The sequence below is a fragment of the Opitutus terrae PB90-1 genome (genome assembly GCF_000019965.1).
Taxonomy (GTDB): domain Bacteria; phylum Verrucomicrobiota; class Verrucomicrobiia; order Opitutales; family Opitutaceae; genus Opitutus; species Opitutus terrae.
The window spans coordinates 2199037-2224308 of sequence record NC_010571.1 but is presented as its reverse complement, the minus strand read 5'-3'; the positions used below and the strand labels follow the sequence as shown (position 1 = coordinate 2224308).

The following is a 25272-nucleotide window of genomic DNA, read 5'->3' as shown; positions in this document are numbered from 1 at the left end:
GCCTGACGCCGCCGGACCCGTTACCCAGTCGAGATGAGGTATGACGCTCCTACATCGCGACCGAAGTCTAGAATTCGAACGTGTTGGTTAGCTGCCAGCTCATGCCCTCCTGAATGCGGGCCAGGGCGAGGTCGCCGTTGGGCTGGAGTCGCGATGGCACGAGACTGTTATCCTCGCCCACGTTTCGAACGTTGACCTGGATCCGCCAGTTGACGTCGCGCGTCACCTTGAAGGAGTAGCCAAACCACACGTCGACGTGGGTTTCGTTGTCGCCCTTGAAGGGCTGGTTCACGTCCAAGCCGCCCTGGGTAAGGAACTCGACGCCCGCGTAATCGGGATCGTTGGTGTTGGCATTTTCGAAGTCCGGATTGAACCGGTAGCCGATGATCCGGCCCGCTTCGAGGCGCGCCGCGCCGCCGACGAACAGACCCTTCAGCCGGCCATGGTCGAACGTGTAGGTCGAGATCGCGTTCAGCCGCCACGGCGAGACTTCAGGCGCGGCGCGACCGAGACCATTCAGGAAGACCGTGTAGGGCGCGACGATGCTGGTGTTCCACTGCGCTTGCAGGGGCTGGCCGCCGTTGTACCACATGCGGACCTGGCCGCCCGGCCCGTTCATGAACCGGGTCATCGCACCAATGAAGTCCTTCGACACGGTGTCGATCGACTCGTAGGTGGCGTCGACCTTCGAGTAGTTGAGCGACACGTTCCAGTTCTTCGTCGGCTGCGCATAGAGCTCGATTTCCGTGCCCGTCGACTTGGTGTCGACGGTGGTGTGGTGATTACCGAAGGTCGAACCGCCGCCCACCGGAGCACCGGACGCAAGACTGTACCCGGCCGTGAAGGAATCGCCCAACCGGCCGCTCTGCGCTCCGATCGTGGGATCGATGTCGGGCGTCAGCGCATAGCTGCGGAAGAAACTCGCCGGGAACGGTGCATGGACCCAGGCATCGGCGATCGCCAGACCACCGACGTAACGTGTGCCGTTCGGTGCCGTACCCCCGTTGCGGTTATAGGCGTCATAGGCGGCGATCTCCTCCGGCGTATTGCGGGGGAGCCCGTCGTTGCCGGCATAGTCGCCGTAGCCGGAACTCGCGGGGTGACCAGCGAGGAAATCCTGCATCTGCGTCGCCCAACCGTAGCCCCAGATAGAACCGTCCGCGATGAAGTACGCGTTGTTGCCGAGACCGCCGATCGAGTTGCCGCTGGTCGTGCCCAGGGTGGCGTTGGCCACCTTCGTCCGGAAACGGTTGACCCGCAGCGTCAGCTTGTCGTTGAGCGTCGTGATCGAAACGCCGAATTCCTTGGTGTCGCCGCTCGCGTTCGGAACCGGGATGCCGGACAGACTCAGGCGGGTGGCGTCGGCCCGGAAGTTTCTGGAACGATTATAGAACAGGCTGATCTGGGTGTCGCCCGGCAGACGATTCGTGATGAATTTGGGTAGGTGATACACCGCACCCCAGGATTTGCTCTCCCCCTTCACATCGGTGCGGGAGGCGAAGTTGTCCGGGAATTCCAGACTGGTGAACCCGGTATTCTGGTCGGTGACCGCATTGGTCTGGTAGTTCGTGATGACGTCCTTGCGCCAGCCAAACGTCGGCACCAGCGTGCCGTCGAACATCCGCCCCTGCCACGTGATGCCGCGGGAAAGGTTGCGGTAGCGCGTGCGGCTCGCCGACTGCACGAGATTCGGGAAATCCTGCGGGTCGTCCGAGAACATCCACGTCGCGGGCTGCGACTGCCAGCCGATGTAGTTGGCCGGATTCTGGGACTGGTTGTAGGCGCCGGCATTGTTCTGGGTGCCGTTGTTCTCGATGTAGAACCCGTCCGAGACCGTGGGCGTGGTGCCGGTATAGTCGGCCGCCGGACGCGTCGGGAAAGGAGCCGAGGGATCCACATAGCCGGTGGCGGCCGGATCCGTCGGCCGATTCCAGTGAGAATCGAAGTTGATGACGTTTTGGTTCTTCGGCGGACGAATGACGTAGTTGAGGTTGGTCAGGTTCGCACCCGATGCCGACGATGCGCTCGCCAAACTCGGTCCCACATACGCGGCCCATTCGAACTGGCGTCCCGACCCCAACCCATTCGCGGCATTCAGCAGCGACGAGTTGTTATAGATCGACCACTCGGGTGTGACGGCGAAATCCGACCAGTTCATGTTCCGCTGCACGACCGTGTTCCGCTCGTACAAGCCGGTGAAGACATGCTTGCCCAGGATCCGCTCGAGCCGCGAACCCTTGTCGAGGAAATCCTCGGCGCGCAGATCGCCGGTGGTGGTCAGCCGGACGGCATCCCGCACGGTGTTCTGCTGGTAGTTGAGGCTCGGCGCGCCGGAACCGTTGGTCACCATCGGCCGGCCCGCGTTGGGGTTCAATGCGCCGTTCGCATAGCGAACGTTGACGTCGACTGTGATCGCGTAGTTCGAGCCCGTCATCCAGCGATGCGCGCCCTCCTCGTAATCCTGGTGATCGAACGCTGCCTGGAAAGCCAACCGGTCGTTGAAGAAGCTCTGGTCGATCGCGACGTTCATCGCGTTCCAGTCCTGCCACTCCCGCTTGTTCGGCCCGTCGAGCAGGTGGGTATAGAAATCGAAGATGCTGGGATCCGTGATGACTTCATCCGCCCAGAAAATCCCGCCGGGCACCGTGAGCCACGGATAGGTGCCGGTGCCCGTGCCGGTCGTGCCGACATTCAGGCCCACGTTCGCCGCATACTGGCTCATCGGCGGGATGCCGACGGGCCGGTAACCCTGCGCGCCTCGCACCCGGTTGCCGTTCGCATCGGCAATGCCCGAGCCCGTCTGAGCTTGCGCCGTGATCGTGTAAAAGGGCGTCGCACTCGGCTGCGGCGGGTTGGCCACGCTGTTGATGCTGGCGGGCGTCGCCTCGTAGTAGTTGGTGATGTTCGCCCAGTATTGCCGGCCCTCCGCCCAGCCGCCGAGTTCGTAGGTGCGGGCCGCCAGATAGCTACCCGTGCCGCCCGGAAGTGGAACGCCCGACGGATTCGGGTTAATCAGGCTGAATTGGTCGATGACGAGCTTGTTGTAGCCGAGATTGTTTCCCAGCCGCGCTTGCGGTCCGGAATTGAACCAGTAGCTGATCTCGTCCACCGGCGGAGTGGAGCGCGGATTGTTCGCGCGCACCTTGCCGTATTCGTACTTCGCCCGGATCGAGGTGTGGCCATCGAGCACCTCCATCAACTTGGGTTCGAACCGCAGTGCGCCGAACAGCCGCGTGGCATCGTTGTAGGCCGGCTCTTGCTGGAACTTCGCGTTGTCCTGCAGCCCCGCAAAGCGGACGGCGAGGACCTTCGAGATCAACACCTGATTCAGATCGATCGAGGTCCGGACCGAACCCCACTCGTCCAGCCGGTTCTCCAACTGGTGGGCCGTCTTGAACGTCGCATCGTTGACACTGCCATTGATGATGCCCGCCGGACTGCCGACGCCGAAGAGGATCGAGTTCGGGCCGCGTTGCAGATCGACGCGACCGATGTTGAAGCCATCCCACGGAATGTCCGTGAGGAAATAGTCGCGCGTATTATCGGCCGAATCCAAACCGCGTACGCGGGTCGCCGACGTGACGGTGTTTTCCTGATACACGGCGCTCCCCGCCACGCCCGAGTAATTGCCGCGGATGCCGCCCACTTCCGTGCTGGGCGTATACACCAGCAGGTCGGCACTATTCTTCGCACCGGTGTCGCGGAGGAATTCCTTCGTCACGACCGAAATTGCCGAGGGGAGATCCTTCAGGTCGGTGCGCACGCGAGAACCGGCGAGCGTCGAATTGGCCTGGTAACTGCCCTGATCTTCGGACGCGTCGACGACGAACGGCGAGAGCACGATCGGCTGTTCGTCCGCCGGATCGATTTCCGCACCTGTCGGCGCGGCGGTCTGCGCCGCGAGAAACGGCGAAGCGAATAAGCAAAACGCGGACGCCGCGGCCAGGCCAAGCGCCCGCTCGATTGAGCGATTCATTATCATTGGGGTGTTAGGTGAGCTGAGGTCCGGTTCATCGAGCCGGTTGCCACGACCGGACCGACGTCCGACCAATAGCATTTGGAGTATAGCGAAAAGGCGGGGGCCGTTTAAATGAGTTCGGTCGTTATCGTTTTAAGCTGTATTCGCTGTTCACCCTCGGCCCTGGGGCAGTCACCCCGTCCGGCCGCCGTTTCACCCCTGTGCCCGCCAAGCGCAGCATGCGTCAGACGGCGTGCGACGCCCCGAAACCAGTGCGTGGTGAGCATCCTTTGCCGGCGGGGATATTACCGAGACTACCCAAAGAAGTGACGCCGAGGTAGGCCGGTCCCGCCGCCGCGGAACCGCGACGGTCCACTCGGCCCGTCGAACCGCTTCGAAAAACCCCGATTGCGGCTAGCCTCTAGACGGCGATCGGCTCGGTTCGGTGTTTCCGGCGATAACGGCCCGGCGATTCGCCCGTGAACCGCTTGAACAGGACACACATGTATTCGACGTGAACGAAACCGGTGAGCTCGGCGATCTCTGCCAGCGGCAGATCCGTCTCGAGCAAGAGTTGGATGATGCGCATCACCTGCACGCGGCGAATCTCCGCCTGGGGGGAACGACCGACGTGACGACGGAAGCGGCTCTCCAGCTTGCTGCGCGACACCAGCACCTGTCTGAGCACGTCGTCGACCGAGACGCCCTTGCAGGCGTGCTCGCGGATGTAACTGAGCGCATGGGAGACGACCGCATCGCTGACGGCCACGACATCCGTCGACTTGCGCGTGACGACGCCCAATGGCTCGATCCGCACGTCGATCACGCCGCTCGCACGGCCCGCCATGAGCTCGTCGAGGTGCTGCGCCGCCTGATAGCCCGCTTGGAAACTGTTCGCCGCCACGCTGGAGATCGGCGGGTTCGCCAATTCACAACGCATCGGATCATTGTTCGCGCCCAACACGCCCATCTGCTCGGGTACCAGCACGCCCGCCGCTTCGGCTGCGCGCATCACCTGGAACGCACAGAGATCGCTGCACGCCATCACTGCCACGCGCGGCGGCAAGCCGCGCACCCAGAGCGTCAAGGCATCGGCCTCCGCTCCTTCCCAAAACGGCGCGAGATCGCTCGGACGCTCCACTTCGAACAGCTCGCAGGGGTGTCCGGCGAGTCCCAGTGCCTCCACAAATCCGGTGCGCCGCTCCTGCGACCAGCCCAGATCCCGATACCCGCAGAACGCGAAATGCCGGTAGCCACGTTCCAGAAAATATTCCGCGCCCATCTGCCCCAGCGCGGCGTTGTCCGCGCGGATTTTCGAGACGTGCGGCATCGGCGGCGCGTCACTGAGATCGACGAGCGGGATGCCGAGCTCGCTGCAGGTGCGCGCCAGCGTCGGCGTGGTGTGCCGGCTGATGACTCCGCACCAGCGCTTGCTGCGCACCCAGCGCGGGTCGATTTCCGCGCGACCCTCGTCATCGAGATAGGCCACCCACGAGTTGCTCGCGCGTTCGTAATGGGTCACGCCGCGCAACATCCCCGCGGCATCCTCGTAACGCGTCTTGAACACGAGCAACACGTGAGGCTTCGATTCCGCGCGGGCCGGGGCGAGGCTGAGTCGGTCGAGACCGGTCACGCCAAACCGCTCCGCGCTGGAACGCGGTCGAGCCGCGGGCGCTGGCAGAAGATCACCACGCAAGCGATTCGGCGCCTTGCGGGCTCCCTCCCCAGCTTGAGCACGGAGCTGCGGAGTGAAGGTCATGGGGTTCGGAGTTTGACGCCGTCCCAAGTCGGCGGCGTGGGGAAAAACACCAGCATTTCCGCCGTTCCTTCACGCGCCGGGCCCTAAATCAGTGCCGAAAGTGGGATTCCCAGAGGAGAAAAAATCTCAAAAAAAATTGCTGATGAAGCGTTAAATCACGTCGCTTTGACCCGGGAAATGGGTTCTTTTGCCGTTTTCGCCCGTTAGGCTGCAGGCGCAACCGAACGCGCGACCGTCCGTCAGGCCCGCCCGGACGCCCCACGAAGTTTCCGGCGGTCGCGCCTGCTCCTCCCGGCTCCTATACTCCATCCTGCGATGCCCTCCCCCGCTCTGTTTAATATCTCCCGCCGCGCTTTTCTCAAACGCTGCGCCACCGTCGCTGCCGCGACCGGCCTGCCCCTTTGGTATGTGAGCTGTCAGCACGCGCCGAGCGCGGCCCAGCGCCGTCGGCTCGGCCCCAACGACCGGCCGCGGCTCGCGCTCATCGGTTGCGGCGGCATGGGCAGGATCGACGGCGCCAACGCCTCGAATCATGGCGACATCGTCGCGGTGTGTGATGTCGACGCGAACCACGTGCGGGAGGCGGTCGAGAAGTTCCGCACCGAGTCCGCCACGCCGGAAGGCTATGGCGATTTTCGTCGCGTGCTCGAACGCTCGGACATCGATGCGGTGATCAACGTCACCCCCGACCACTGGCACACGTTGATCAACGTCGCCGCCGCGAAAGCCGGCAAGGACGTCTACGCTGAGAAGCCGCTCACGCTCACGATCGGCGAAGGCCGCCACGTCGTGCAGGCGGTGCGCGACGCCGGCGTCGTTTTGCAGACCGGCACGCAGCAGCGCAGCTCGCCGCGTTTCCGGCTCGCGTGCGAACTCGTGCGCAACGGCCGCATCGGTCAGCTGCAGGAGGCCAACGTCTGGCTGCCGGCCGGCTTGCACGAAGGGCCGTTCGACTCCGCGTCCGTGCCCGCCGGGCTCAACTGGGATTTCTGGCAAGGCCAGGCTCCCGCGGTCGACTACGTGCCGCAGCGTTGCCATGGGACGTTCCGGTTCTGGTATGAATACTCCGGCGGCACGATGACCGACTGGGGCGCGCACCACAACGACATCGCCTACTGGGCCGTGGGCCTCATCGCGCCGACGCGCGTCGAGTCCACCCGGCTCACGCAGCCGATTCCCGGCGGCTACACCGCCTACTCGGACTACGAGGTCCGCTACACCTACGAGAATGGCGTGAAGCTGAACATCCGCACGACGAAGGACGACAGCATCTATGGCGACGTGATCAACAAGGACGGCCAGCGCAACGGCATCCGGTTCGTCGGCAGCAACGGCTGGATCTGGGTGAACCGGAAACAAATCACTGCGAGCGATCCCGACCTGCTCAAGACTCCTCTCCCCGAGAACGCCGAGCGGCTCTATCGGAGCGATGATCACTGGCAGAACTTCGTCGACTGCCTGCGCTCGCGCGCCCGGCCCATCTGCGATGTGGAGACCGGTCACCGCTCCGCCACGATGTGCCACCTCGGCGCGATCTCGCTGCGCACCGGCCGCGCGCTGACGTGGGATTACCAGCAGGAGAAATTCGTGGGCGAGCACGCCGCTGAAGCGAACACCTATCTCGTGCGCGAAATGCGGAAGCCCTACGACTTCAACTTCGCCTAAACCGGGTGCAGCGAACCTCGTCTGTCTGGCGGAAGCCAGGTGGAGCGCGGTGCCCTCAACACGCCTTAGCTCACGCGAGGAATGCGATCCCTCCTGCGCAAGCGGCTCGCGGCTTTCCTGCGCAGTTCGGCGCTCCCGCGAATCCCTGCACCACCGGCTCGGTGCTCGCGCCGATCAGCGCCCGGCACAACCTTCGAGCTGGCGGTGTCGCTCGTGAGCGCGGGCTGATTCGTCCCGCTTCGCTCGCGTTACTTCGTCAATCGCCACGCGTCTACGACTCCTTGCGGCGTTTCGCCCAACCCCCCCAAAAAAATCCCATGAACGTTCATCCGCGCGTTTTTCTCACAGGCGGGCTTTTCGTTTCCCTCGCTTTCTTCGGCGTCAGCTCCGCTTCCGCCGCGCCGCATCGTAAACTGGACATGATCGTGGTCAGTGAACGTCCGGTCCAAGCGACCGCCGACGAATCGAGCCGGGGGCTGCCCTACCTAGCCATTGACGGCGGGGGTGCTGAGGCGGGCGATCCCGTCGCGGGCGAGCGACCGCCGAATCCCGCGCAGGTCGCGGCCGCGCTGCAAGCCGCACTCGATGCTCGCGGCTTCGTGCCCGCGGCGGACGGTTCGACGCCGGTGCTGGTGCTCGTCTATCACTGGGGCATGATTCGGCGCGATTCGCACGAGATCGCGCCACCGTCCGAACTGGCGCCGAATCTCAAAGCCCGGCTTTCCCTCGTGGCACCGCAGCGGCTGGTCCAGGACATCGAAAGAACCCTCGTGGCCAAGCGCTATGTGGGCACGGCGGTGCCGATTTCAAACCTGCCCAGTCACCGCGACGCTTTGGACTACGCGCGCGACCCGCGCTACTTCGTTATTGTCTCGGCATATCGCGCCGACTCGCTGGCCGACGTTGAGCCGGTGCGGGTGTGGCGAACGCGGTTGAGCGCAGCCACCAATAGCGGCGCGATGTCCGCAGTCATCCCCGCGCTGCTGGCGGCGGGTGCGGATCAGTTGGGCCGGGATCTACCCCGCGCTGAATCAAGCCGAGTGTCGTTCCCCGAGGCTCCCGTCGCAGCGCCGGCCCACGAGACGCCGGCGCTCGGAGAGCGCGTCCGGACGGCGATCGATCGGATTGTCGCGCACGAGCGACGGGAGTTCCTGGGGAACCGCTACACCATCGTCGATCGCAGCATCGCCAGGTAGGCGCCAGGCGTCGTCGACCTGTACACACGCGTGGTCCTGTGAACCGTCTCAGCGCGTGCCGCGCGGAGCGCGCACCAGCAATTCCCAAATCAACACCGCGCCCGCGACGGAAACGTTGAGCGACTCGACCTTCCCGCTGCCCGGGATCGTCACGAGCCGGGTGCATGCGGCGGCGACCTCCGCGGACAGCCCGTGTTCTTCGTTGCCCAGCACCAGCGCGATCGGTTTTCCGGTGTGCGACTGCGCCTGGGGCAATCCTCCGCGCGTCGCGGCGCCGATCACGTCATAGCCGGCGGCCACCAGACTGCGGAGAAACGCCGGCAGATCGTCCACCCGCGCGAGTTCGAGGTGCGTCATGCCGCCCTCCGCCACGCGGTACGCCGCTTCGCTCGGCTGTGCTGCAGCCGGATCACGCGGCAGGATCAGCCGAGGCAGTCCGAAAAATGCCGCGGTGCGCGCGATCGCGCCGAGGTTGTGCGCGTTGCCGATCCGATCCAGCACCAACAGCGGCTCGCAGCGCTTCACCCACGCGGTCAGGTCGGCCGCCGCCGGTTCGCGCATTTCGGGCGCCTCGACAACCGCGACGATTCCGCCGTGGTGAAGGGTGCCCCCGACTTTCTCGAGTTCGGCCGGTTCGACACAGCGGTAGATTTTCTTCCGTTGCGCGAGGGTGCGGCAGATCACGCCGATCCGGCGGCCGGTCGCATAGTCGAAGTAAAGCCGTTTGATCGCGCCGGGATCGGCCGCGAATTGCGCCCGCACCGCCGCCAGTCCGCAGATCGTGAGTTCTTTGGGCTTCACGCCGCCATCAAACGAATCCCACGGCAAAACGCACGCCTCAGATCGTTCCGACCACGGTGAATTCCTCGCGGTCGTGGTAGAGATGCCGAATCAGAAAAGCGTCGCCGTGACGCCGAAAGACCGATCCCGTCGTCTGCAACTCGCCCAGCAGCCGCACGGGATCGACGCGGCCAAACTTCAGATTCACGACCACGTGGCGGCACCAGCCGCGCTCAAGCCACGGCGCCACGAGGTCCTGCAGGACGTGATGCGGCTCTTCCACCAGATCGCAGAACAGCCAGTCGAAAACCTCGTCGCCGACGGGCGCGAACCGGAACGCATCCTCACGCCGATGCTCGATGAGCGGATGATCGAGCGCGCCGCCTTTCAGCGGTCCGTTGTCCACCGCGATCACGCGGGCGCCGCGTTTCGCCGCGCTGTAGCTCCACCCGCCCGGCGCCGCGCCGAGATCGCAGACGGTTTCGCCACGGGTGGGCTCGCCTCCTAGGACGCCGTAAGCCTCCTCCACTTTCAGATAACTACGCGACGGGGCCAGCGGATCGTCGGCCATCCGGCGCTGGCCGTGCCGCCACCCTTCGCGCGCGACGAACACGCGACCGAAGTCGGCAAACCACACGAACAGCCCCCGGCTCGCGCCGATGCCGCGAGGCAGTTCCGGCGTCGCGAGCTTCGCAACCCGCGAAAGCTTTTTCTTCAGAATTTCGCCCCACGCCTTTTCGACCGCCGAAATCCGCCGGCCCAGCCCAACGAGTTCCTGCGGCCCGGCCCAGACGCTCGGCCACGCCGCTTCGATCCGCTCGCCGTGCAGCGACGTGAGAAACCACTCGGCGATGTGCTGGGCGAGCGCGTTCACCGAATCGCCTTTCAGTTCGACCTCGCCGCTCAGCGTGAGGTGCGGAAAGGCGAGCGTGCTCCCCGCCGCCCAGGCGCGATCGCCCTCGGCGACGCGCGCGACCGGACTCACCGAAGCGCGAATCCAGCCCGGGCCTCGCTCAGCCATTGTCTGCCCGTGCAACTCCGTGAGTTCACGCGTGAGCAGCGGTTCGAAGCCGGCTTGGCAGATGAGCAGCATCGTTCGCGAACGTGTCGCAACCCCGTCCGCCGTCGACGAAAAACCTGAGCCCGTCGCGTCCGCCATGGCCTGCCGAAGAGTAACCTAATGGGTTACTCTTTCCCGTCCTCTGCCAGAGCAATCTGACCGCGGAGCAGAAGAATCGAAGTAACCGTTAGTCTAGTCTTGAGCGGGAGCACGGGACCAAAAAAAGGGCCGGTCGAATCGACCGGCCCTGCTTGCCTGGCGACTTGCGCGCGGGTGCTAGATCAATTCGCACGCGCCGCCGGCACACGCGACGGTTTGCTTGAGTTCGGTCTCATCCGACTGCTCCCGCATCAAGGTGTAGTCGACCTTGTTCGGGCGCAGGGAATTCCATTTCGCAACGTCGGCTTCGGTCGAGACCTCTTCGCGCGGCGCCTGGGCATACGTCTTGTCCCCGGCCTCCTGCAGCAACGAGATGCCGGTGAAGTAACGGCGGTTGGCCCAGATAAACTCAGCCACTTCTTCCCACTCGTCCGCGCGGACGGTGCAGGTGTTCGACACGTTGTGGTGCAGATCGGGCGAGCGCGACTCGGGGTCGCCGCCCGGGATCACCCACGATTGTTGCACGAGCTTCACCAACTCGAGGAATTGGATCGCCGTGAGATCTTTCCGAAGGATGGCCTTCTTCGGCGCCTCGACGGGGAAAGTGATCACGTCGTCCGTGTCGGGATTGTAGACGGAGACCTCCGTCATCTGCGGATTGGTCTGCTTGAAAAAGGCGTAGATCGGCTCCTTGCGGTTGGCTTGCACGCGGCGGAAATAGCGTCGCGCGTGGTGCGGATGAATGCCCGACGCAGCGCCAAGGATCAGCGAAGCGGTGCCCTCCGGCTTGCAGGTCGAGAGCTTGGCGGCGGGCTGGATGCCGATCAGCTTCGCCACGAGGCGGTTCGTCGCGCGGCACAGTTTCGCGCCGCTCGTCAGGATCTCCTGGTCGAACAGCACACCGGGGTTGTCCATGAACCCGCAAATCGACACGCCGAGCAGCGAATCGTGCTCGTTGATCAGCTTCGTGATCGGCCCGAGATACGGCATGTCGGTGTAGGCGGCCTGCAACGTGCCGATCACCGTCGCCGCGATGCACGCCTTGTAGAACGCCGTCTCGGTCGTCGCGGCCTGGCCGTTGATCGTGGTGAGATTGCAGTGCTGGAAGCCGGACAGCCGGGTCGTGCCGGGAAGGTCGCCCTTGTAGCCGTTGGCGAAAAGTTTCGCGACCTCGTCCTGCGAGAGCTCCCAGTTCACGACCGGCAGGAGGTTGATTTCGGCGCAGGGATTGCAGCCGGCGTCGGGGTGGTCGTTGAAGAAAAAGCCCGGCTCGCCGAACTCCTTCTGGGCCTTGAACAGCTTCTTGAAATGCTCGATGTTCTTGTCGCTGCGCGACAGCACCGCGGAATTGTTCGAGGCGGAGCGATGCGGGTGCTTGTCGAACCAGTTGCCGGTCTTGGCGTTCATCATCTCCTCGTCATCGGGCGAGAAGAGGCAGATGGTCGCCGAACGGCGAATACCGCCCGCGAGCACCGCTTTCGCGATGAACATGTTCAGGTCGTAGACCTCGATCGGGCGCAGCGCGCGGCCGGCGGCCTCGTGCAGCAGCGCCTCGACCTTGCCGAGTGCCTTCTTCAGCGGCAGGTGACCGGGCGCCTTGCCGCCCGAGGTCTTCAACAGGCTGCCACGCGGACGAATCCGCGAGTAGTCGAATTCGATCTTGGTGCCCTCGTAGAAGGACATGATCAGCGCGTGCAGCGCGTCCGACCAGCCTTCGATGGTGTCCTCGATGTGGAAATGCACCACGGGCAGATCGTTCTCCGCGCCCCGCGGCGGCAGCGGCGGCAGCATCGCGATGTGATGCTTCTGCACCGAGAAGCCCACGCCGCAGCCGCTCAGCAGCAGGAAGAAATATTCGCGGAAGAATTCGATCCGGTCGACGTTCGCGAAGCTGCAGTTGAATATCCGGCTGTGATTCTTGAGAATCGCCGGCCCGCCGAACTGCATCGAACGCATGCTCGGCAGCACCTTCTTCGTCGCGACCTGCGTGAACGCGTCGGCGATGATCTGGTCGAGCCGCATGCCGCCGATGGAGCGCACCAGCAGTTCCGCGTTCTTCCCCGCCAGATCGGTAATCTCCGCCGGCAGGGCCGACGACAGTTGGCGTTCCAGTTTGTCCGCAAAGAACGTCAGATGCATGTCGCGCACCCGCTCGACGCCTTCCGTGAAAATTTCCCGCCGGCCCAAGTCGGGACGATAGCGCGCGTATTTCGCCATCGCGATGTAGTCGGCCATGCCGTTGTCGACATAGTGCGCCAGCCGACGCTCGGCGTGCCGGGCGCGGTAGAGCATGTAGGCCCGGGCGACTTCCCAGTGTCCGGCCGCCGCGATCGCCTTTTCGGCCGCGTCCTGCACCTGTTCGATTGAAGGGTGTTTGCCGTCGCGGTAATACAGTTCGAGCATCTGCGCCACCGCACCGGAAATCCGGCTGACCTCGTTGAAGGTTTCCGTGTCGAGCCCGAAGCACGCCAGCAGGTGATCCCGATACGGATTCGGCGCGTTGTCCGTCCGCACTTCGTGAAACGCCAACGCGAGCGCCCGCGTGACCTTGCTCTGGTCGAAACGCACCTTGGAGCCATCGCGTTTGATCACCATGCGGGCGTCCGCCGGAATCGCACGATTCAGCAACTGCGCGCCCTTGCGAGCGACGGGGTGATCTCCATTCAAACGGTTTTGGGACGGGGCGGTAAGCGTGGCGGAATTCATTGGTTAAAAGGCATGGCAAGAGCGTCGCACTGAGAGAAAAAAACGGCTGGAAGCGTGACCACACGCTAGCCCAGGGAACGGGACTGCCACTACCAGTCGCGGTTGCCACTAACGTCAACCCCCACCTGTTGTGGTGGTCCAGTTATAAAACGGGTTAATGATGGATCCGCGAACGTTTCCCGAGGGCGCCCTCCTGAGTGTCCTCGGCGTTCCCAGAGGCAAGCCAAGAAACGCCTGATTAGTTCTCGTTTTTCTGGTCGCAAGAAACGCGGTCGTCCGGAAATTTTCCGTCAAAAAAGGCCTCGCTCGCCGTGACTTACGAGGTGTCATTGGCTGCCGATGCGCGTCCTGCTCGCCTTCGACAAATTCAAGCACGCGTTGACCGCCCGAGCGGCCTGCCGCACCGCGGCAGAAGCGTTGCGCGAAACGCACCCGGACTGGATTCTCGACGAGTGTCCGCTCGCCGACGGTGGGGAAGGATTTGCGGAGATTCTCACCGTGGCGGCCGGCGGCGTCATGCATACTGTGAGCGCCTGCGGGCCGCGGGGGCGTCGCGTCCAAGCGGCCTTCGGTCTGGTGGCAGCCGAGCGGGTGAACGCGGCCGTGCAGGCCCGGCTCGATTTGCCGCCGTTGCCGGCAGGGTCGCGCGTGGCGGTCCTCGAGATGGCGGCCGCCAGCGGTCTGGCGCTGTTGTCGCCATCGGAGCAAAATCCATGGCTCACGACGACGCTGGGCACCGGCGAACTGATCGCCGCGGCGCAGCGCGCGGGCGCGGCGGCGGTGCTCCTCGGCGTGGGGGGCAGCGCCACCAACGATCTCGGCACCGGCGCGCTCGCCGCGCTCGGCGTGGAGTTCATGGATCACGGCGAGCGGCTGATCGTTCCACCCGTGCCCGCAACGTGGCAGGAGGTGGCGCGTATCCGCGGATCCGTGATCGGCAAGCTGCCGCCGCTGCGGATCGCCTGCGATGTGACCAATCCCCTCCTCGGCCCGCAGGGTTGCGCGGCAGTTTTCGCGCCGCAGAAAGGTCTCACGCCGGCCGACCTGCCGAAACTCGAGGAGGCCGATGCCCGCATGGGCCGGATGCTGTGCGACCACCATGGCCAGCCGGAGCGGCAAATGGACTCGCCCGGGGCCGGCGCCGCCGGTGGGCTCGCCTTCGGCTTGATGGTCGCCGCCGGCGCCCGGCTGGTGCGGGGTGCTGATCTGGTGGCAACATGGCTGGACCTCGATCGTCGCGTGGCCGCGGCCGATCTGGTGCTGACCGGCGAAGGCTGCTTCGATCGCAGCTCGCTCGCGGGCAAAGGACCAGGCGCACTCATCGCCCTCGCGCAGGCAGCGGGCAAACCGATCCATGTATTCGCCGGCCGGATCGCGGTCGACATCGGGTCCGCAGCACAGCTCCACGCGATCAGCCCGCCCGAACTGCCGCTGCACGCTGCGCTGGCCGCCACCGCGGAGGGATTGCGTCGCGCCGTGCAGCGGCAACTCGGCTGATCAAAAGTCTACGATTTTGTAGCAGCGTCATGGCGGCCGGCGATTCTCCCTCGACGACGATGCCCCGGACCGCAAAGTGGGCGCACATGGTCGGGTTTTTTGCTCCTTTCTCCTTCCAACGGACGCTGGCCTACGCGGCTTTGGCTCTTGGGCTTCTGGGCTGCAGTGCCAGTCAGGCGCCCACCCGCTCCGCCAACGGTGCGGCCCAAAGCGCGCCCGTCGCCCCACTCTATACCCCGCCGGCCCCCGCGCCGCGGCCCAGCACACCGCTGGTCCTGCTGGGCATTGACGTGCTCGAGGCGCAGGGCTTCGCGCCGGTGAAGGGCAAGCGCATCGGCCTGCTGACCCACGCCGCCGGCGTGAATCGCAATGGCGTGAGCACCATCGAGGTGTTGCGCCGCGCTCCTGGGGTAAAGCTCGTCGCGCTCTTCGGCGTGGAGCACGGCATTTACGGACTGCTGCCGGCCGAGAAAAAATACGAGGATCACACCGACGCGCGCACGGGTTTGCGCGTGCTATCGCTCTATAACGGCCGTTCGCGCAAGCCCACCAAGGCGCAACTCAGCGGGCTCGATGCGGTCGTCGTCGACCTCCAGGACATCGGCACCCGCAGCTACACCTACGTGAGCGCGATGAAGTTGGTGATGGAGGCCTGTTTTGAACACGACGTGGAAGTGATCGTCCTCGACCGACCGAACCCGCTCGGCGGACTGAAAGCCGACGGCCCTCCGCTCGATACGAAATGGATGAGCTACGTCGGCGCCTTTCGCGTTCCGTATGTTCACGGGCTCACGATCGCGGAGCTCGCCCGCATGGCCAAAGAAGCGCCCGGCGTGCTCGCGGTGTCCGACGCCGCGCGCGCGCGCGGACGGCTGACCGTCGTTCCGATGCGCGGCTGGCGGCGCAGCATGCGCTGGCCGGAGACCGGGCTCACTTGGATTCCCACCTCGCCGATGGTGCAGGATTTTTCGGCGTGCGTGGGCTATGCGATGGTCGGGCTCGGCACGTATTGGGATCCGCCGCGCTTCGACCTCGGCTTCCGGCACGGCGTCGGCGACCAATACGCGTTCCGGGGAATTTCCCACAAATCGGTGAAGAGCGAAATCATCGAACGCGAATTGGAACAGCTGAAGATTCCGGGGCTGTCGTTCCGCCGCGTGAGTGTGCCGAATCGCGAGGGCAAACCGATGACCGGCGTGTTCGTCGAGGTCACCGATTGGGACGAATGGAACCCGACGCAGCTGAGTTTTTATCTGATGCAGCTCGCGTGTCGGATTGAAAAAAAGAATCCGTTCCTGGTGCCCGACTCAGCCGCCAGCGGTTTCCTTCGTCACATGGGCAGCGAGGAATTCTTCCGCGCGCTCCAGCGCGACGGCGCGAACACCAACATCGCGGCATTCTTCGCGGACTGGCAGCGACGCGCCAAGATCTATCAGGCGCAGAGCAAACGCTACTGGCTTTACCAGTAGACGCGCCGGCAGAGGAGTTCGCCCCCGGTTTGGCGCCTCGGCGCGCACGCGTTGTGCGGGCCCTCCGGTGCGAGCGGGAATGTGGCCGAGGGCGGCCGCCCTCCCAAGCAAGCGTCGTCCCGGCAGGCTCGGGGCACTCGGCTCTGGACTCCCAGCTCTGGGCTTTCAGCAACCTAACAGCTCGTCGCCTCGCGAATCAAATGGCCCAACATCTGCCGTAGCTGCTGCCGCGCGCGGTAGAGCCGGGTTTCGATCCCGCGTTCGGAGCAACTCGTGATCTCGGCGATCTCGCGATAGGACAGGTTCTCGTAATGGTGGAGCAGCACCGCGACCTTCAAGTCGTGCGGCAGTTCGTCGATCGCACTGCGCACGGCGCCCGCGACCTCGTCCTGCGCCAGCAGGGTGTCCGGTCCGGGGCGATCGCTCGCCACTTCGCCGAAATCGCCGCTCGAGCGTTCGCCATCATCGCGGTTGTTGACCGGTTCGAGCGGCACGGTCGGATGACGCCGCTTCCAGCGGTGATGGTTGTGGCAAAGATTGGTCAGCGCGGTGAACAGCCACGCGGCGACATTCGTGTCGGTGCGGAGGCGGGTGCGCTGCTGGTACAGCCGCACGAACACGTTCGCGACGAGGTCGTTCGCGTCCGCAGAGTTTTGCACGTAGCGGTACGCGTAACTCACCAATGGCCGCTGCCACCGGGCGATGAGCCGGTTCAAGGCCGTGGTGTCGCCGTGCTGCAGGGCGACGAGGCTCGCGCGATCGATGGCGGGGTCAGTGGGCACGGCGCGGGGTTGCGCTCGGTCGGCGAGTCAGAGTTGTAATGGATCGACGGCCGAGACGATCCCCAGATACTGGGCCCGCTGTTCCGGGGTCATGACGTCCGCCGTGGCCATGACCAGCCGGCGGGTCGACTCGAGGCATTCGCGGTTGATGTTGCGACGCGCTTCGACGAATTGGGCGAACTCGATGAAATCAACGTGGTCGGACGTCAGCCGCTGGTGCTCGAACGCCTCGAACTCCGCCCGCATCCGGGCGACTTCGACGGCAAGCGCGCGCAGCCGCGGGCTCGACGCCTCGTGCAATTCCTTGATCTGGGCAAATTGCGGCTCGGTGAGCTTGAGTTCGGTCCGCATCCAGGCGAGCTGGCCTTCCAGGGTGTCGAAGCTCGCCGGGCGGTGCAGCTGATAGTAGCCGAAATGCACGCCCAAGCCCACGGCCACGCCGAGCAAAATGATCAGGAGGGAGCGGTTCATGGGTTGCGGGCGATGACGTGATCCTTGAGCAGCGGATCAATTAACTGAATGTAGCTGCGCGCCAGCTGGGCGCTGCGTTCGCGCTGCTGCTGGTTCACGCGAACTTCGGCCAGAAACAATCCGAGGAGCGCGCAGCTAGCGACAAACATCGCCGCGAACGGCGGTCGCGCGAACCAAGCCTCGAGCCCGGCCCGGAGGCCGCGAGGCTCGCGTTCCGCTTCTTCTGCGAGAGCGATCCGGCGCCAGACTTCGGACGCCAGCCGGGGAGACGGTTCGGGCACCTCCGACCAGTGGTCGAGTAACGGATCGAGGGGATCAGGAGGAGTGGGCATGACAGAACGATCGAGATGAAGAGATTGCGCGTAAACTGAGAAGAAGACCCTTCAAAAAATTACGCGTTTCTTGGCGGGGTGTCATTAGGCGGCGAAGCGGGGATCGGCTGATCCCCGCTCTGCGAAGGAGAAGTCTATCGGGTGGCCGTGGGCGCCGGAGCAGCCGCGGCGACGGGCGCGGGCTTGAAGGTGAAGTCCTGCCGCGCAGCCACGAGCACCGGCCGACCTTTGGACATCGGCGGCTCGAACTGCCACTGACTCACCGCATCGAGCGCCGCGGCGGCGAAACTTTCGTATTGCAGGCTCGATTCGCGGCTCACCGCGGGCAGACGCACGCGGCCCTGTTCATCGATGTAGAAGAACACCGTGACCTGGCCCGGCTGCCCCTGCTTCGCCGCATCGGCGGGATAGCCGGGTGTCACGACCTTCGCGGGCGTGGGAATCGCATCCAGCTCGCTGAGCCGGCACACGCTGTAGCTGTTCGCCGTCGGGCGCAGCTGCATCGTCCGCATTTCGACATAGGAGCTGATGGTCATGTTCACCACGACCATGCCGCGGGTCTCGAACACGAAGGTGAGATCGACCGTGGCACTGCACGGCTGGCCTTTCACAACGGCCGGCTCGAAGCGCCATTTGTTGAGCGCATCCACCGCGGCTTCGGCGAATTTCGGATGCGTGTAGGCGGTGACGAGATGATCGGTGAGCTTGCCGGTTTCGTCGACCTGCACCGCCACGTGAACTTCGCCGGTCGTGACGCCGAGATCACTCAACTGACGGGGATACATCACCGGTTCGGTCTGGATGACCTTCATCGGCGTATACTCGGGCAGGGCGGCAAAAGCGCTGACGGTGGCGAGCCCGGCCAGGAGAGAAAAGAGGGAGCGGATATTCATGAGAGTGAGCGTTGCCGCGTATAACACCGGGACCTCCGAACGCCCTTCACAGAATCGTGCCCGGCGCGGGCGGTCAAACTATCAGGCCCGCGGGGAAAACGCGAAATTCCCTTGCCGCTACGCCCTCGGAGGCGAAACCATGCGTGCTCCGGCGCGTCCTGCTCTGCTGTTCAACCCCATCGTTTTATGCCGCGATCCGTTACTCTCTTCACCGGCCAATGGGCCGACCTTCCCCTCGCCGAACTGGCCCCGCTCGCCAAGAAAATGGGCTACGACGGCCTCGAGCTCGCCTGCTGGGGCGATCACTTCGACGTCGATGCCGCCGCCTCGTCGAAGAAGTACGTCGCCGAGCGCTGGCAACTGCTCGCCGACCACGGGCTGACCTGCTTCGCGGTCTCGAACCACCTCGTCGGCCAGGCGGTGTGCGACCGGATCGACGAGCGGCACAAAGCCATCCTGTCGCCCGAAATCTGGGGCGACGGCGAGCCTGAAGGCGTGCGCAAACGCGCAGCCAAAAAACTCGCGCTGACCGCGAAAGCCGCGCGAGCGTTTTTCGATGCGAAGCCCGGCCGCGGCGCGAAGGACGATTTCCCCGCCGTGGTCAACGGCTTCACCGGCTCGTCCATCTGGCACTCGATCTACGCGTTTCCGCCGACCTCGCAGGCCTACTGGGACGCCGGCTTCGCCGATTTTAGCAAGCGCTTCGGCCCGATCCTCGACGCCTTCGACAAGGTCAACGTGAACTTCGCGCTCGAGGTTCATCCGACCGAGATCGCCTTCGACATCGCCAGCGCGGAACGTGCGCTCGCCGCGGTGAAACAGCACCCGCGCTTCGGCTTCAACTACGACCCGTCGCACCTCGGCTACCAGGGCGTCGATTACGTGAAGTTCATCCGCACGTTCGCCACGCGGATTTTCCACGCGCACATGAAGGACGCGTGGTGGGGCCATGGCGACGGCAGCGCCGGCGTGTTCGGCGGGCACACCACCTTCGGCGATGCGCGCCGCCAGTGGGACTTCCGCTCCGTCGGACGCGGCGACATCCGCTTCGAGGACATCATCGTCGCGCTGAACGACGTCGGCTACCGCGGCCCGCTCTCGGTCGAGTGGGAGGACATTCGCATGGATCGCGTGCACGGCGCCACCGAATCCGCCGCGTTCGTACGCCGGCTCGATTTCGCCCGCAGCGCCGTCGCGTTCGACGCCGCGTTCGACAAGAAGAATCAGTAACCAACCCACCTCCCGCGAAACCCGCGAAGCCGCGCGAATGACCTGATCGCATTCGCGGGTTGTTCGCGTCCTCCGCGGACAACTTTCCCCTCATTCGCAATGCCCACCAAAATCGCCATCATCGGCGCGGGCGGCATGGCCGCTTATCACGCCACCGGTTTTCGCAACGCCGGCGCGGAGATCGTCGCGCTCGCCGACGTCAACCCGCAGGCGGCCGAAGCCGCCGCGGCCAAACACAACATTCCGCTAACGTTCACCGACGTGGCCGAGATGTTGCGCGCGCTCCCCGAGATCGACGCCGTGTCGGTCATCGTGCCCAACAAATTCCATGCGCCGCTTGCACTGCAGGCGCTCAAGGCCGGCAAACACGTGTTCTGCGAAAAACCGCCGGCGATGAACGCGCGCGAGATGGCGCAGATGAAAGCGACGGCCGAGAAGGCGAAGCGCACGCTGATGTTCAACTTCAACAATCGCGCGCGACCGGAAAGCTATGCGATGATGGATTACCTCCAGCAGGGCGTGATCGGCCGGATCAACTCATGCCAGGCAAAATGGATTCGCCGCACCGGCATTCCCGGCTTCGGCGGCTGGTTCACCACGAAGGCGATGTCCGGTGGCGGGCCGCTGATCGACCTGCTGCACATGATCGATCTCGGGCTCTACTTCATGGGCTACCCGGAGCCCGCGCACGTGCTCGCGCAGACGTTCGACGACCACATCAAAGACAAAACCTTCAAAGGTCCGTGGGGCATTCCCGATCAGGCGAAGGGCGCCACCGACGTCGAATCCGCGGCGCACGGTTTCGTCACGTTCAAAACCGGCCAGACGATGTCGTTCCAGGTTTCGTGGGCCGAGATGAACAAGCGCGAGGAGGTCTCCGTCACGTTCCAAGGCACGAAAGCCGGTGGACTCGTCCAGCGGCTGTTCGGTATCGACGGACTGGATGGCACCGCGATCGACGCGTGCGAGCTCTACACGCACGAGCACGGCCGGCCCGTGAACCGCGCGATCGCGGTCACGCCCGATCAGCCGATGGGCCGCGTGCGCTCGGCGATGAACTTCATCCGCACGATCGAGGGCACCGAGAAACCGCTGAACACGCCCGATCAGGCGTTGTCGCTGATGAAGATCATCGACGGCGCCTACAAGTCGGCCGCCACCGGCAAACCCGTCGCGCTGTGACCTAACCCTTCTTGCTCGCGAATCACGCGAATAGCCGCGAATCGCATTCAGGTTTCCTTCGCGTCCATTCGCGTGATTCGCGGGCTGCTTCCCCCTTATGAAACTGAATCGTAAACTCCGCATGGGCATGGTCGGCGGCGGCCGCGGTGCCTTCATCGGCTCCGTTCATCGCATGGCCGCCCGCCTCGACGGCGAGATCGATCTCGTCGCCGGCTGCTTCTCGTCCGATCCCGAGAAATCGCGGCTCTCCGGCCAGGACTTCTTCCTCGATCCCGCGCGCGTCTACGCCACCTACGAGGAGATGGCGCAGAAGGAAGCCGCGCTGCCGGCGGACCAGCGGATCGACTTCGTCTCAATCGTCACGCGCAACAACACGCATTTCGCCGTCGCGAAAACGTTCCTCGAAGCGGGCTTCCACGTCGTGTGCGACAAGCCACTCTGTTTCACCCGCAAGGAGGGGCTGAAGCTGCGCGAGATCGTCCGCAAGAGCGGCAAGGTTTTCGCGCTCACGCACAACTACACCGGCTATCCGATGGTGAAGGAAGCGCGTGAATGGGTGCGCAGCGGCAAACTCGGCAAGATTTTGAAGATCGTCGCCGAATACCCGCAGGGCTACGCGATCACCGCGCTCGAGCAGAAGGCCGACGGCGCGATCTCGAACTGGCGGATGGATCCGAATGTCGCCGGCGTCTCCAACTGCATGGGCGACATCGGCACGCACGCGCACAATCTCGTCCGCTACATCACGGGACTCGAGATCGAGGGGCTCTGCGCCGAACTCTCGACGTTCATCCCCGGGCGGCCCCTCGATGATGACGGCAACTGCCTGGTACGGTTTGCCGGCGGCGCCAAGGGCATCCTCTACGCCTCGCAGATTTCCAACGGCGACGAGAACAACCTCAACATCCGCGTCTACGGCACGAAGGGCGGGCTTGAGTGGCATCAGGAAAATCCGAACGAACTCGTGTTCAAACGCGCCGATGCGCCGCCGGTCGTCTCGCGTCGCGGGAACAGCTATCTCTCCGACGCCGCGAAGGAGGCCACGCGCACGCCCTTCGCGCACCCCGAGGGGTTCATCGAGGCGTTCGCGAACATTTACCGCGCCGCGGCGACCGCGATCGCGGATTCGATCGCCGGTCGGAAAGCGTCGAAGGCCGGCTACGATTTCCCGACGATCGACGACGGTCTGGCCGGCATGGCGTTCATCGAGACGACCGTGAAGAGTTCGAAAGCCGGCGCCAAGTGGGTGAGGTTCCCGCAAGAGTAGTCGTCACGAGCGCACCCCGTCAGGTGGAGCCCGCCGTCCCCGGCGGGCTTTCCGTTTCGCACGCTTCAGCCAGCCGTCGGGTCCGGATCTATTTTGCCGCCATCGTACCTTGGTTCTTCGCCACCCACGCCTCGTAGTCCTTGCGCGGCATGAATCGAAGCGAAGCGCTGTTGATGCAGTAGCGCAGCCCGCCCTTGTCGCGCGGACCGTCATCGAACACGTGCCCGAGGTGCGCGCCGTCCACGTTACAGTGCACTTCCGTGCGGACCATCCCATAGCTCACATCGCGGTTCTCACCGACAAACGCCGGCTCGATCGGCTTGGTGAAGCTCGGCCAGCCGGTGCCGCTCTCGAACTTGTCGCGGCTGTCGAACAACGGCGTGTCGCTGCAAACCGAGAAATAGACACCGTCCTGGTGGTTGTCCCAAAATTCATTGCGGAACGGAGGCTCGGTGCCCTGCTGTCGGGCCACGCGATACTGCGTCGGGGTGAGCAGCTTCTTCCACTCGCGCTCGCTGCGTTGCACCTTGGTCTTGCTCATGTCGATGACCACGTGCGACGGCAGTCCACACGCGGACTTCTCGGCGTTGATGGCGCAAGCAGCAGGATCGGCGGAATTTTCGGCAGGCTTCATTGACTTCATCTCGGGTTGGGTCGCGGCGGCCACCACGGCGATCGCAAACAGGCTGAAAGGAGCTAGGGGTTTCATTCGCTCGATTAGAGTAGCACGACCCGCCGATTATTCCACCGACTCCCCGCTTCCGCCGATAGTGTCACAGGTTACGTGACACTTCTGGCTCCGCTTCCAGGAGACTGTCACGCCATCCATGACGTCTGCGAGTCGACGCCGGGCCGAGGGTCCGGTCGGCCGGCGGTGTCTCTCACTCGGCTCGAACCGGCAGTTGGCCGTCGCCGAACTCCGCCACGAGCTTCTGCCCGGCACTGACGCCGCCCTTGCGCGGCACCGGCCGGCCCTGCTCGTCGCGCATGATCACGAATCCGCGCTGCAGGACCGAGGTCGGACTCACCGCCTGCAATCGTTTCCACAACGCCAGCAGCCGATGCGACTCGATCTGTACGCGCAACTCCGGCGAGCGTTGCACCAGCAGGCTTCGCGCCTCGCGGAGCCGCTGCCGACAGCCATCGACATTTTCGCGCAAGGCCGCCGCGAGCCGGTTCGCAAAATCGTCCAGCCGCAGATATCCTTGTTCGATCTGCGCGGTCGGCGAGAGCAGCCGCAGCCGTGAGCGCGCGTGATCCAGCCGTGCGCCGGCCCGCTCCAGCGCCGCCTCACCTGCGCTCAGCATGGCTTCGCTCGCGCCGAGCGCGCGCTGTGCGGCGGCAACGAAATGACTCGAGATCAGCTCCGCCGCCGCGCTCGGCGTTTCGGCCCGCACGTCCGCTGCAAAGTCACACAATGAGAAATCGATCTCGTGTCCCACCGCCGAAACGATCGGGACGGTGCTCGCCGCCACCGCCCGGACCAGCGGCTCCTCGTTGAACGCCCACAAATCCTCGAGGCTGCCGCCACCGCGGCCGATCACGAGCAGATCGAACAGCCCGTGTTTCTGCGCCAGCTCCAGCATCGCGATCATCTCGGCCGCAGCGCCGTCGCCCTGCACCTTGGCCGGCAGCACGACCACGCGGCCACGCCAGCCGCGTCGTTTCAGGATCCGCAAAAAATCTTGCACGGCGGCGCCCGTCGGCGAGGTGATGAAGCCGATCGTCGCCGGCATTTCCGGCAGCGGCCGTTTCTTTGCGGGATCGAACAATCCCTCGGTCGCCAGCCGCTGCTTCAACGCCTCGAATTCGCGCCGCAGCCGGCCTTCGCCGTCTTCGATCACCGCGCGCACGATGAACTGGTACTGTCCGCGCGCCTCGTAAACGCTCACCTCGCCGTAAACGACGATCTGCAGTCCATCCCGCAGCTTGACCGTTTGCCGTGCAGCATCGGCACGGAACAGCACCGCGTTCATCGCCGCGCCTGCGTCCTTCAGGCAGAAATAGACGTGACCGCTCGCCTGCGCCCGCAGATTCGAGACCTCGCCGCGCACCCACCCCGGCCGCAAGCCGCGCTCGAGCAGGGTCTTCACCCGCCGCGTGAACTCGGAGACCGACTCGACGCCGTCGTCGGCCGCGGCGAAGAGCGATTCGTCGCGCGTCTTCATTCGCTGCGTTTCTTTTTCGCGTAATGCTTCCGCGCCCAGTGCGTCGCGACGACGGCCACGACGAACAAACCGGCGGCGAGCATCGCCATCCGGCCTTTGCCGTGCAAGACCGCGTCGCCGAACAGCACGAACGCCGGCGTGTAGAACAACTGCACGAGAAACGCCACGAGGAGGTTTTTGCCGAACGGCACGCCAGCGATTCCAAGCAGGTAATTTTGGACGACAAACGGCGATCCCGGCGTCACGCGCACGATGATCGCAAAGTCCGTGATGTCTTCCGGCGCGAGCTGCGGCAACCGGTAGCCGAAACGCGTGAGCAGTTTTTCCAGAACGGGACGCAGGGCCCGCCGGGCGAGCACGTACGTGAGCATCACATTCACCATGATCGCCGCCATCGCGAGCAGCACCACCGCAGGCAGCCCGAGTCGCTCGCCGAAGACCGGAGCGACGGTGAGGGTGAACACCGACGCCGGCACGCCGATCGCCGGCAGCAACGCGAAGGCGGCGAAGAACACCACGGGCCCTTGCGCGCGAATCACGGCCATCCCCTGCTCCACCGCCCCGCGCACGTCGAACCCGCGCAGCAGCAACACGGCGAGCGCGAGCAGCACCACCGCGCCCACGGCCAGCTTGGCCACCGGCAGTTTCTTCTTTTCGGCTTCGCGCGACATCGGGCGAGCCTGCGCACCCGCCCGCGACACCGTCAAGCTCCCGCCCCTGCACTGCCGCCGGGCTTGCCGGCCGAGCGCGCTCGCGTT

General features: G+C 64.8%; 19 protein-coding genes. 7 read left to right on the top strand and 12 right to left on the bottom strand.

From position 1 onward, the window contains the following. Positions 1–67 precede the first annotated feature (67 nt). Together OTER_RS09135 and OTER_RS09130 are read right to left on the bottom strand one after the other, a co-directional pair. Complete coding sequence (locus tag OTER_RS09135) at positions 68–3976, bottom strand: TonB-dependent receptor plug domain-containing protein (protein WP_012374615.1); 3909 nt, start codon at positions 3974–3976, stop codon at positions 68–70. A gap of 403 nt (positions 3977–4379) precedes the next feature. Continuing rightward, positions 4380–5717, bottom strand: a complete 1338-nt coding sequence (locus tag OTER_RS09130; protein ID WP_012374614.1) for a XylR family transcriptional regulator — start codon at positions 5715–5717, stop codon at positions 4380–4382. A gap of 315 nt (positions 5718–6032) precedes the next feature. Between OTER_RS09130 and OTER_RS09125 the strand changes: the two genes are divergently transcribed. Continuing rightward, entirely contained in the window at positions 6033–7382 is a 1350-nt protein-coding gene (locus OTER_RS09125; protein ID WP_012374613.1) for a Gfo/Idh/MocA family protein, read from the top strand. Between the two features lie 317 nt (positions 7383–7699). After that, positions 7700–8578 (top strand): hypothetical protein, encoded by an 879-nt coding sequence (locus OTER_RS09120; RefSeq protein WP_012374612.1) that lies wholly within the window; start codon positions 7700–7702, stop codon positions 8576–8578. Between the two features lie 48 nt (positions 8579–8626). On the opposite strand, the gene OTER_RS09115 is transcribed toward OTER_RS09120, so the two are convergent. The 3 genes from OTER_RS09115 to OTER_RS09105 all read right to left on the bottom strand — a co-directional run bounded on the left by OTER_RS09115 (position 8627) and on the right by OTER_RS09105 (position 13223). Then, positions 8627–9379 carry a TrmH family RNA methyltransferase gene (locus OTER_RS09115; protein ID WP_012374611.1) on the bottom strand — a complete coding sequence of 251 codons (753 nt, stop codon included), beginning with the start codon at positions 9377–9379 and terminating at the stop codon, positions 8627–8629. A gap of 37 nt (positions 9380–9416) precedes the next feature. Further along, a complete protein-coding gene (locus OTER_RS09110; protein ID WP_012374610.1) occupies positions 9417–10451 on the bottom strand; it encodes an SAM-dependent methyltransferase in 1035 nt (344 codons plus the stop codon). 243 nt (positions 10452–10694) lie between these two features. Next, the gene (locus OTER_RS09105) at positions 10695–13223 is read right to left on the bottom strand and encodes an ATP cone domain-containing protein (RefSeq protein WP_012374609.1); all 2529 of its coding nucleotides are present in this window, start codon (positions 13221–13223) and stop codon (positions 10695–10697) included. Between the two features lie 339 nt (positions 13224–13562). Between OTER_RS09105 and OTER_RS09100 the strand changes: the two genes are divergently transcribed. Next, positions 13563–14720, top strand: coding sequence for a glycerate kinase (locus tag OTER_RS09100; RefSeq protein ID WP_012374608.1), 1158 nt, complete (start codon positions 13563–13565; stop codon positions 14718–14720). A gap of 59 nt (positions 14721–14779) precedes the next feature. Then, entirely contained in the window at positions 14780–16189 is a 1410-nt protein-coding gene (locus OTER_RS09095) for a DUF1343 domain-containing protein (protein WP_012374607.1), read from the top strand. 173 nt (positions 16190–16362) lie between these two features. On the opposite strand, the gene OTER_RS09090 is transcribed toward OTER_RS09095, so the two are convergent. The 4 genes from OTER_RS09090 to OTER_RS09075 all read right to left on the bottom strand — a co-directional run bounded on the left by OTER_RS09090 (position 16363) and on the right by OTER_RS09075 (position 18667). Beyond that, positions 16363–16971 (bottom strand): RNA polymerase sigma factor, encoded by a 609-nt coding sequence (locus OTER_RS09090; protein WP_012374606.1) that lies wholly within the window; start codon positions 16969–16971, stop codon positions 16363–16365. 27 nt (positions 16972–16998) lie between these two features. Continuing rightward, positions 16999–17442, bottom strand: coding sequence for a Spy/CpxP family protein refolding chaperone (locus tag OTER_RS09085; RefSeq protein WP_012374605.1), 444 nt, complete (start codon positions 17440–17442; stop codon positions 16999–17001). Continuing rightward, positions 17439–17774 carry a hypothetical protein gene (locus OTER_RS09080; protein WP_012374604.1) on the bottom strand — a complete coding sequence of 112 codons (336 nt, stop codon included), beginning with the start codon at positions 17772–17774 and terminating at the stop codon, positions 17439–17441. The genes OTER_RS09085 and OTER_RS09080 overlap by 4 nt, the downstream gene beginning before the upstream one ends. Positions 17775–17908: 134 nt before the next feature. Beyond that, positions 17909–18667 carry a TonB family protein gene (locus tag OTER_RS09075; RefSeq protein WP_012374603.1) on the bottom strand — a complete coding sequence of 253 codons (759 nt, stop codon included), beginning with the start codon at positions 18665–18667 and terminating at the stop codon, positions 17909–17911. 186 nt (positions 18668–18853) lie between these two features. Between OTER_RS09075 and OTER_RS09070 the strand changes: the two genes are divergently transcribed. The 3 genes from OTER_RS09070 (at position 18854) to OTER_RS09060 (ending at position 22346) form a co-directional block, all read left to right on the top strand. Continuing rightward, positions 18854–19897: a sugar phosphate isomerase/epimerase family protein gene (locus tag OTER_RS09070; protein ID WP_012374602.1), complete on the top strand. Its 1044-nt coding sequence runs from the start codon at positions 18854–18856 to the stop codon at positions 19895–19897. A 99-nt stretch (positions 19898–19996) separates the two neighbouring features. Beyond that, positions 19997–21079: a Gfo/Idh/MocA family protein gene (locus OTER_RS09065; RefSeq protein WP_012374601.1), complete on the top strand. Its 1083-nt coding sequence runs from the start codon at positions 19997–19999 to the stop codon at positions 21077–21079. Positions 21080–21176: 97 nt separating this feature from the next. Beyond that, a complete protein-coding gene (locus OTER_RS09060) occupies positions 21177–22346 on the top strand; it encodes a Gfo/Idh/MocA family protein (RefSeq protein WP_012374600.1) in 1170 nt (389 codons plus the stop codon). Between the two features lie 88 nt (positions 22347–22434). Here the strand turns inward: OTER_RS09060 and msrB are convergent, their stop codons facing one another. The 3 genes from msrB to OTER_RS26165 all read right to left on the bottom strand — a co-directional run bounded on the left by msrB (position 22435) and on the right by OTER_RS26165 (position 25185). Further along, entirely contained in the window at positions 22435–23055 is a 621-nt protein-coding gene (gene msrB, locus OTER_RS09055) for a peptide-methionine (R)-S-oxide reductase MsrB (RefSeq protein WP_012374599.1), read from the bottom strand. Between the two features lie 172 nt (positions 23056–23227). Next, positions 23228–24514 carry an exodeoxyribonuclease VII large subunit gene (gene xseA / locus OTER_RS09050; protein ID WP_012374598.1) on the bottom strand — a complete coding sequence of 429 codons (1287 nt, stop codon included), beginning with the start codon at positions 24512–24514 and terminating at the stop codon, positions 23228–23230. Further along, positions 24511–25185: a TVP38/TMEM64 family protein gene (locus OTER_RS26165; RefSeq protein WP_012374597.1), complete on the bottom strand. Its 675-nt coding sequence runs from the start codon at positions 25183–25185 to the stop codon at positions 24511–24513. Before OTER_RS26165 ends, xseA begins: the two co-directional genes overlap by 4 nt. Between the last annotated feature and the right edge of the window lie 87 nt (positions 25186–25272).

Coding starts and splice junctions, on each gene's coding strand:
- OTER_RS09125 (WP_012374613.1), top strand. CDS start 6,033: ATGCCCTCCCCCGCTCTGTTTAATATCTCCCGCCGCGCTTTTCTCAAA.
- OTER_RS09130 (WP_012374614.1), bottom strand. CDS start 5,717: ATGACCTTCACTCCGCAGCTCCGTGCTCAAGCTGGGGAGGGAGCCCGC.
- xseA (WP_012374598.1), bottom strand. CDS start 24,514: ATGAAGACGCGCGACGAATCGCTCTTCGCCGCGGCCGACGACGGCGTC.
- OTER_RS09075 (WP_012374603.1), bottom strand. CDS start 18,667: ATGAATATCCGCTCCCTCTTTTCTCTCCTGGCCGGGCTCGCCACCGTC.
- OTER_RS09060 (WP_012374600.1), top strand. CDS start 21,177: ATGAAACTGAATCGTAAACTCCGCATGGGCATGGTCGGCGGCGGCCGC.
- OTER_RS09120 (WP_012374612.1), top strand. CDS start 7,700: ATGAACGTTCATCCGCGCGTTTTTCTCACAGGCGGGCTTTTCGTTTCC.
- msrB (WP_012374599.1), bottom strand. CDS start 23,055: ATGAAACCCCTAGCTCCTTTCAGCCTGTTTGCGATCGCCGTGGTGGCC.
- OTER_RS09110 (WP_012374610.1), bottom strand. CDS start 10,451: ATGCTGCTCATCTGCCAAGCCGGCTTCGAACCGCTGCTCACGCGTGAA.
- OTER_RS09135 (WP_012374615.1), bottom strand. CDS start 3,976: ATGAATCGCTCAATCGAGCGGGCGCTTGGCCTGGCCGCGGCGTCCGCG.
- OTER_RS09105 (WP_012374609.1), bottom strand. CDS start 13,223: ATGAATTCCGCCACGCTTACCGCCCCGTCCCAAAACCGTTTGAATGGA.
- OTER_RS09070 (WP_012374602.1), top strand. CDS start 18,854: ATGCCGCGATCCGTTACTCTCTTCACCGGCCAATGGGCCGACCTTCCC.
- OTER_RS09065 (WP_012374601.1), top strand. CDS start 19,997: ATGCCCACCAAAATCGCCATCATCGGCGCGGGCGGCATGGCCGCTTAT.
- OTER_RS09100 (WP_012374608.1), top strand. CDS start 13,563: ATGCGCGTCCTGCTCGCCTTCGACAAATTCAAGCACGCGTTGACCGCC.
- OTER_RS26165 (WP_012374597.1), bottom strand. CDS start 25,185: ATGTCGCGCGAAGCCGAAAAGAAGAAACTGCCGGTGGCCAAGCTGGCC.
- OTER_RS09080 (WP_012374604.1), bottom strand. CDS start 17,774: ATGCCCACTCCTCCTGATCCCCTCGATCCGTTACTCGACCACTGGTCG.
- OTER_RS09095 (WP_012374607.1), top strand. CDS start 14,780: ATGCCCCGGACCGCAAAGTGGGCGCACATGGTCGGGTTTTTTGCTCCT.
- OTER_RS09085 (WP_012374605.1), bottom strand. CDS start 17,442: ATGAACCGCTCCCTCCTGATCATTTTGCTCGGCGTGGCCGTGGGCTTG.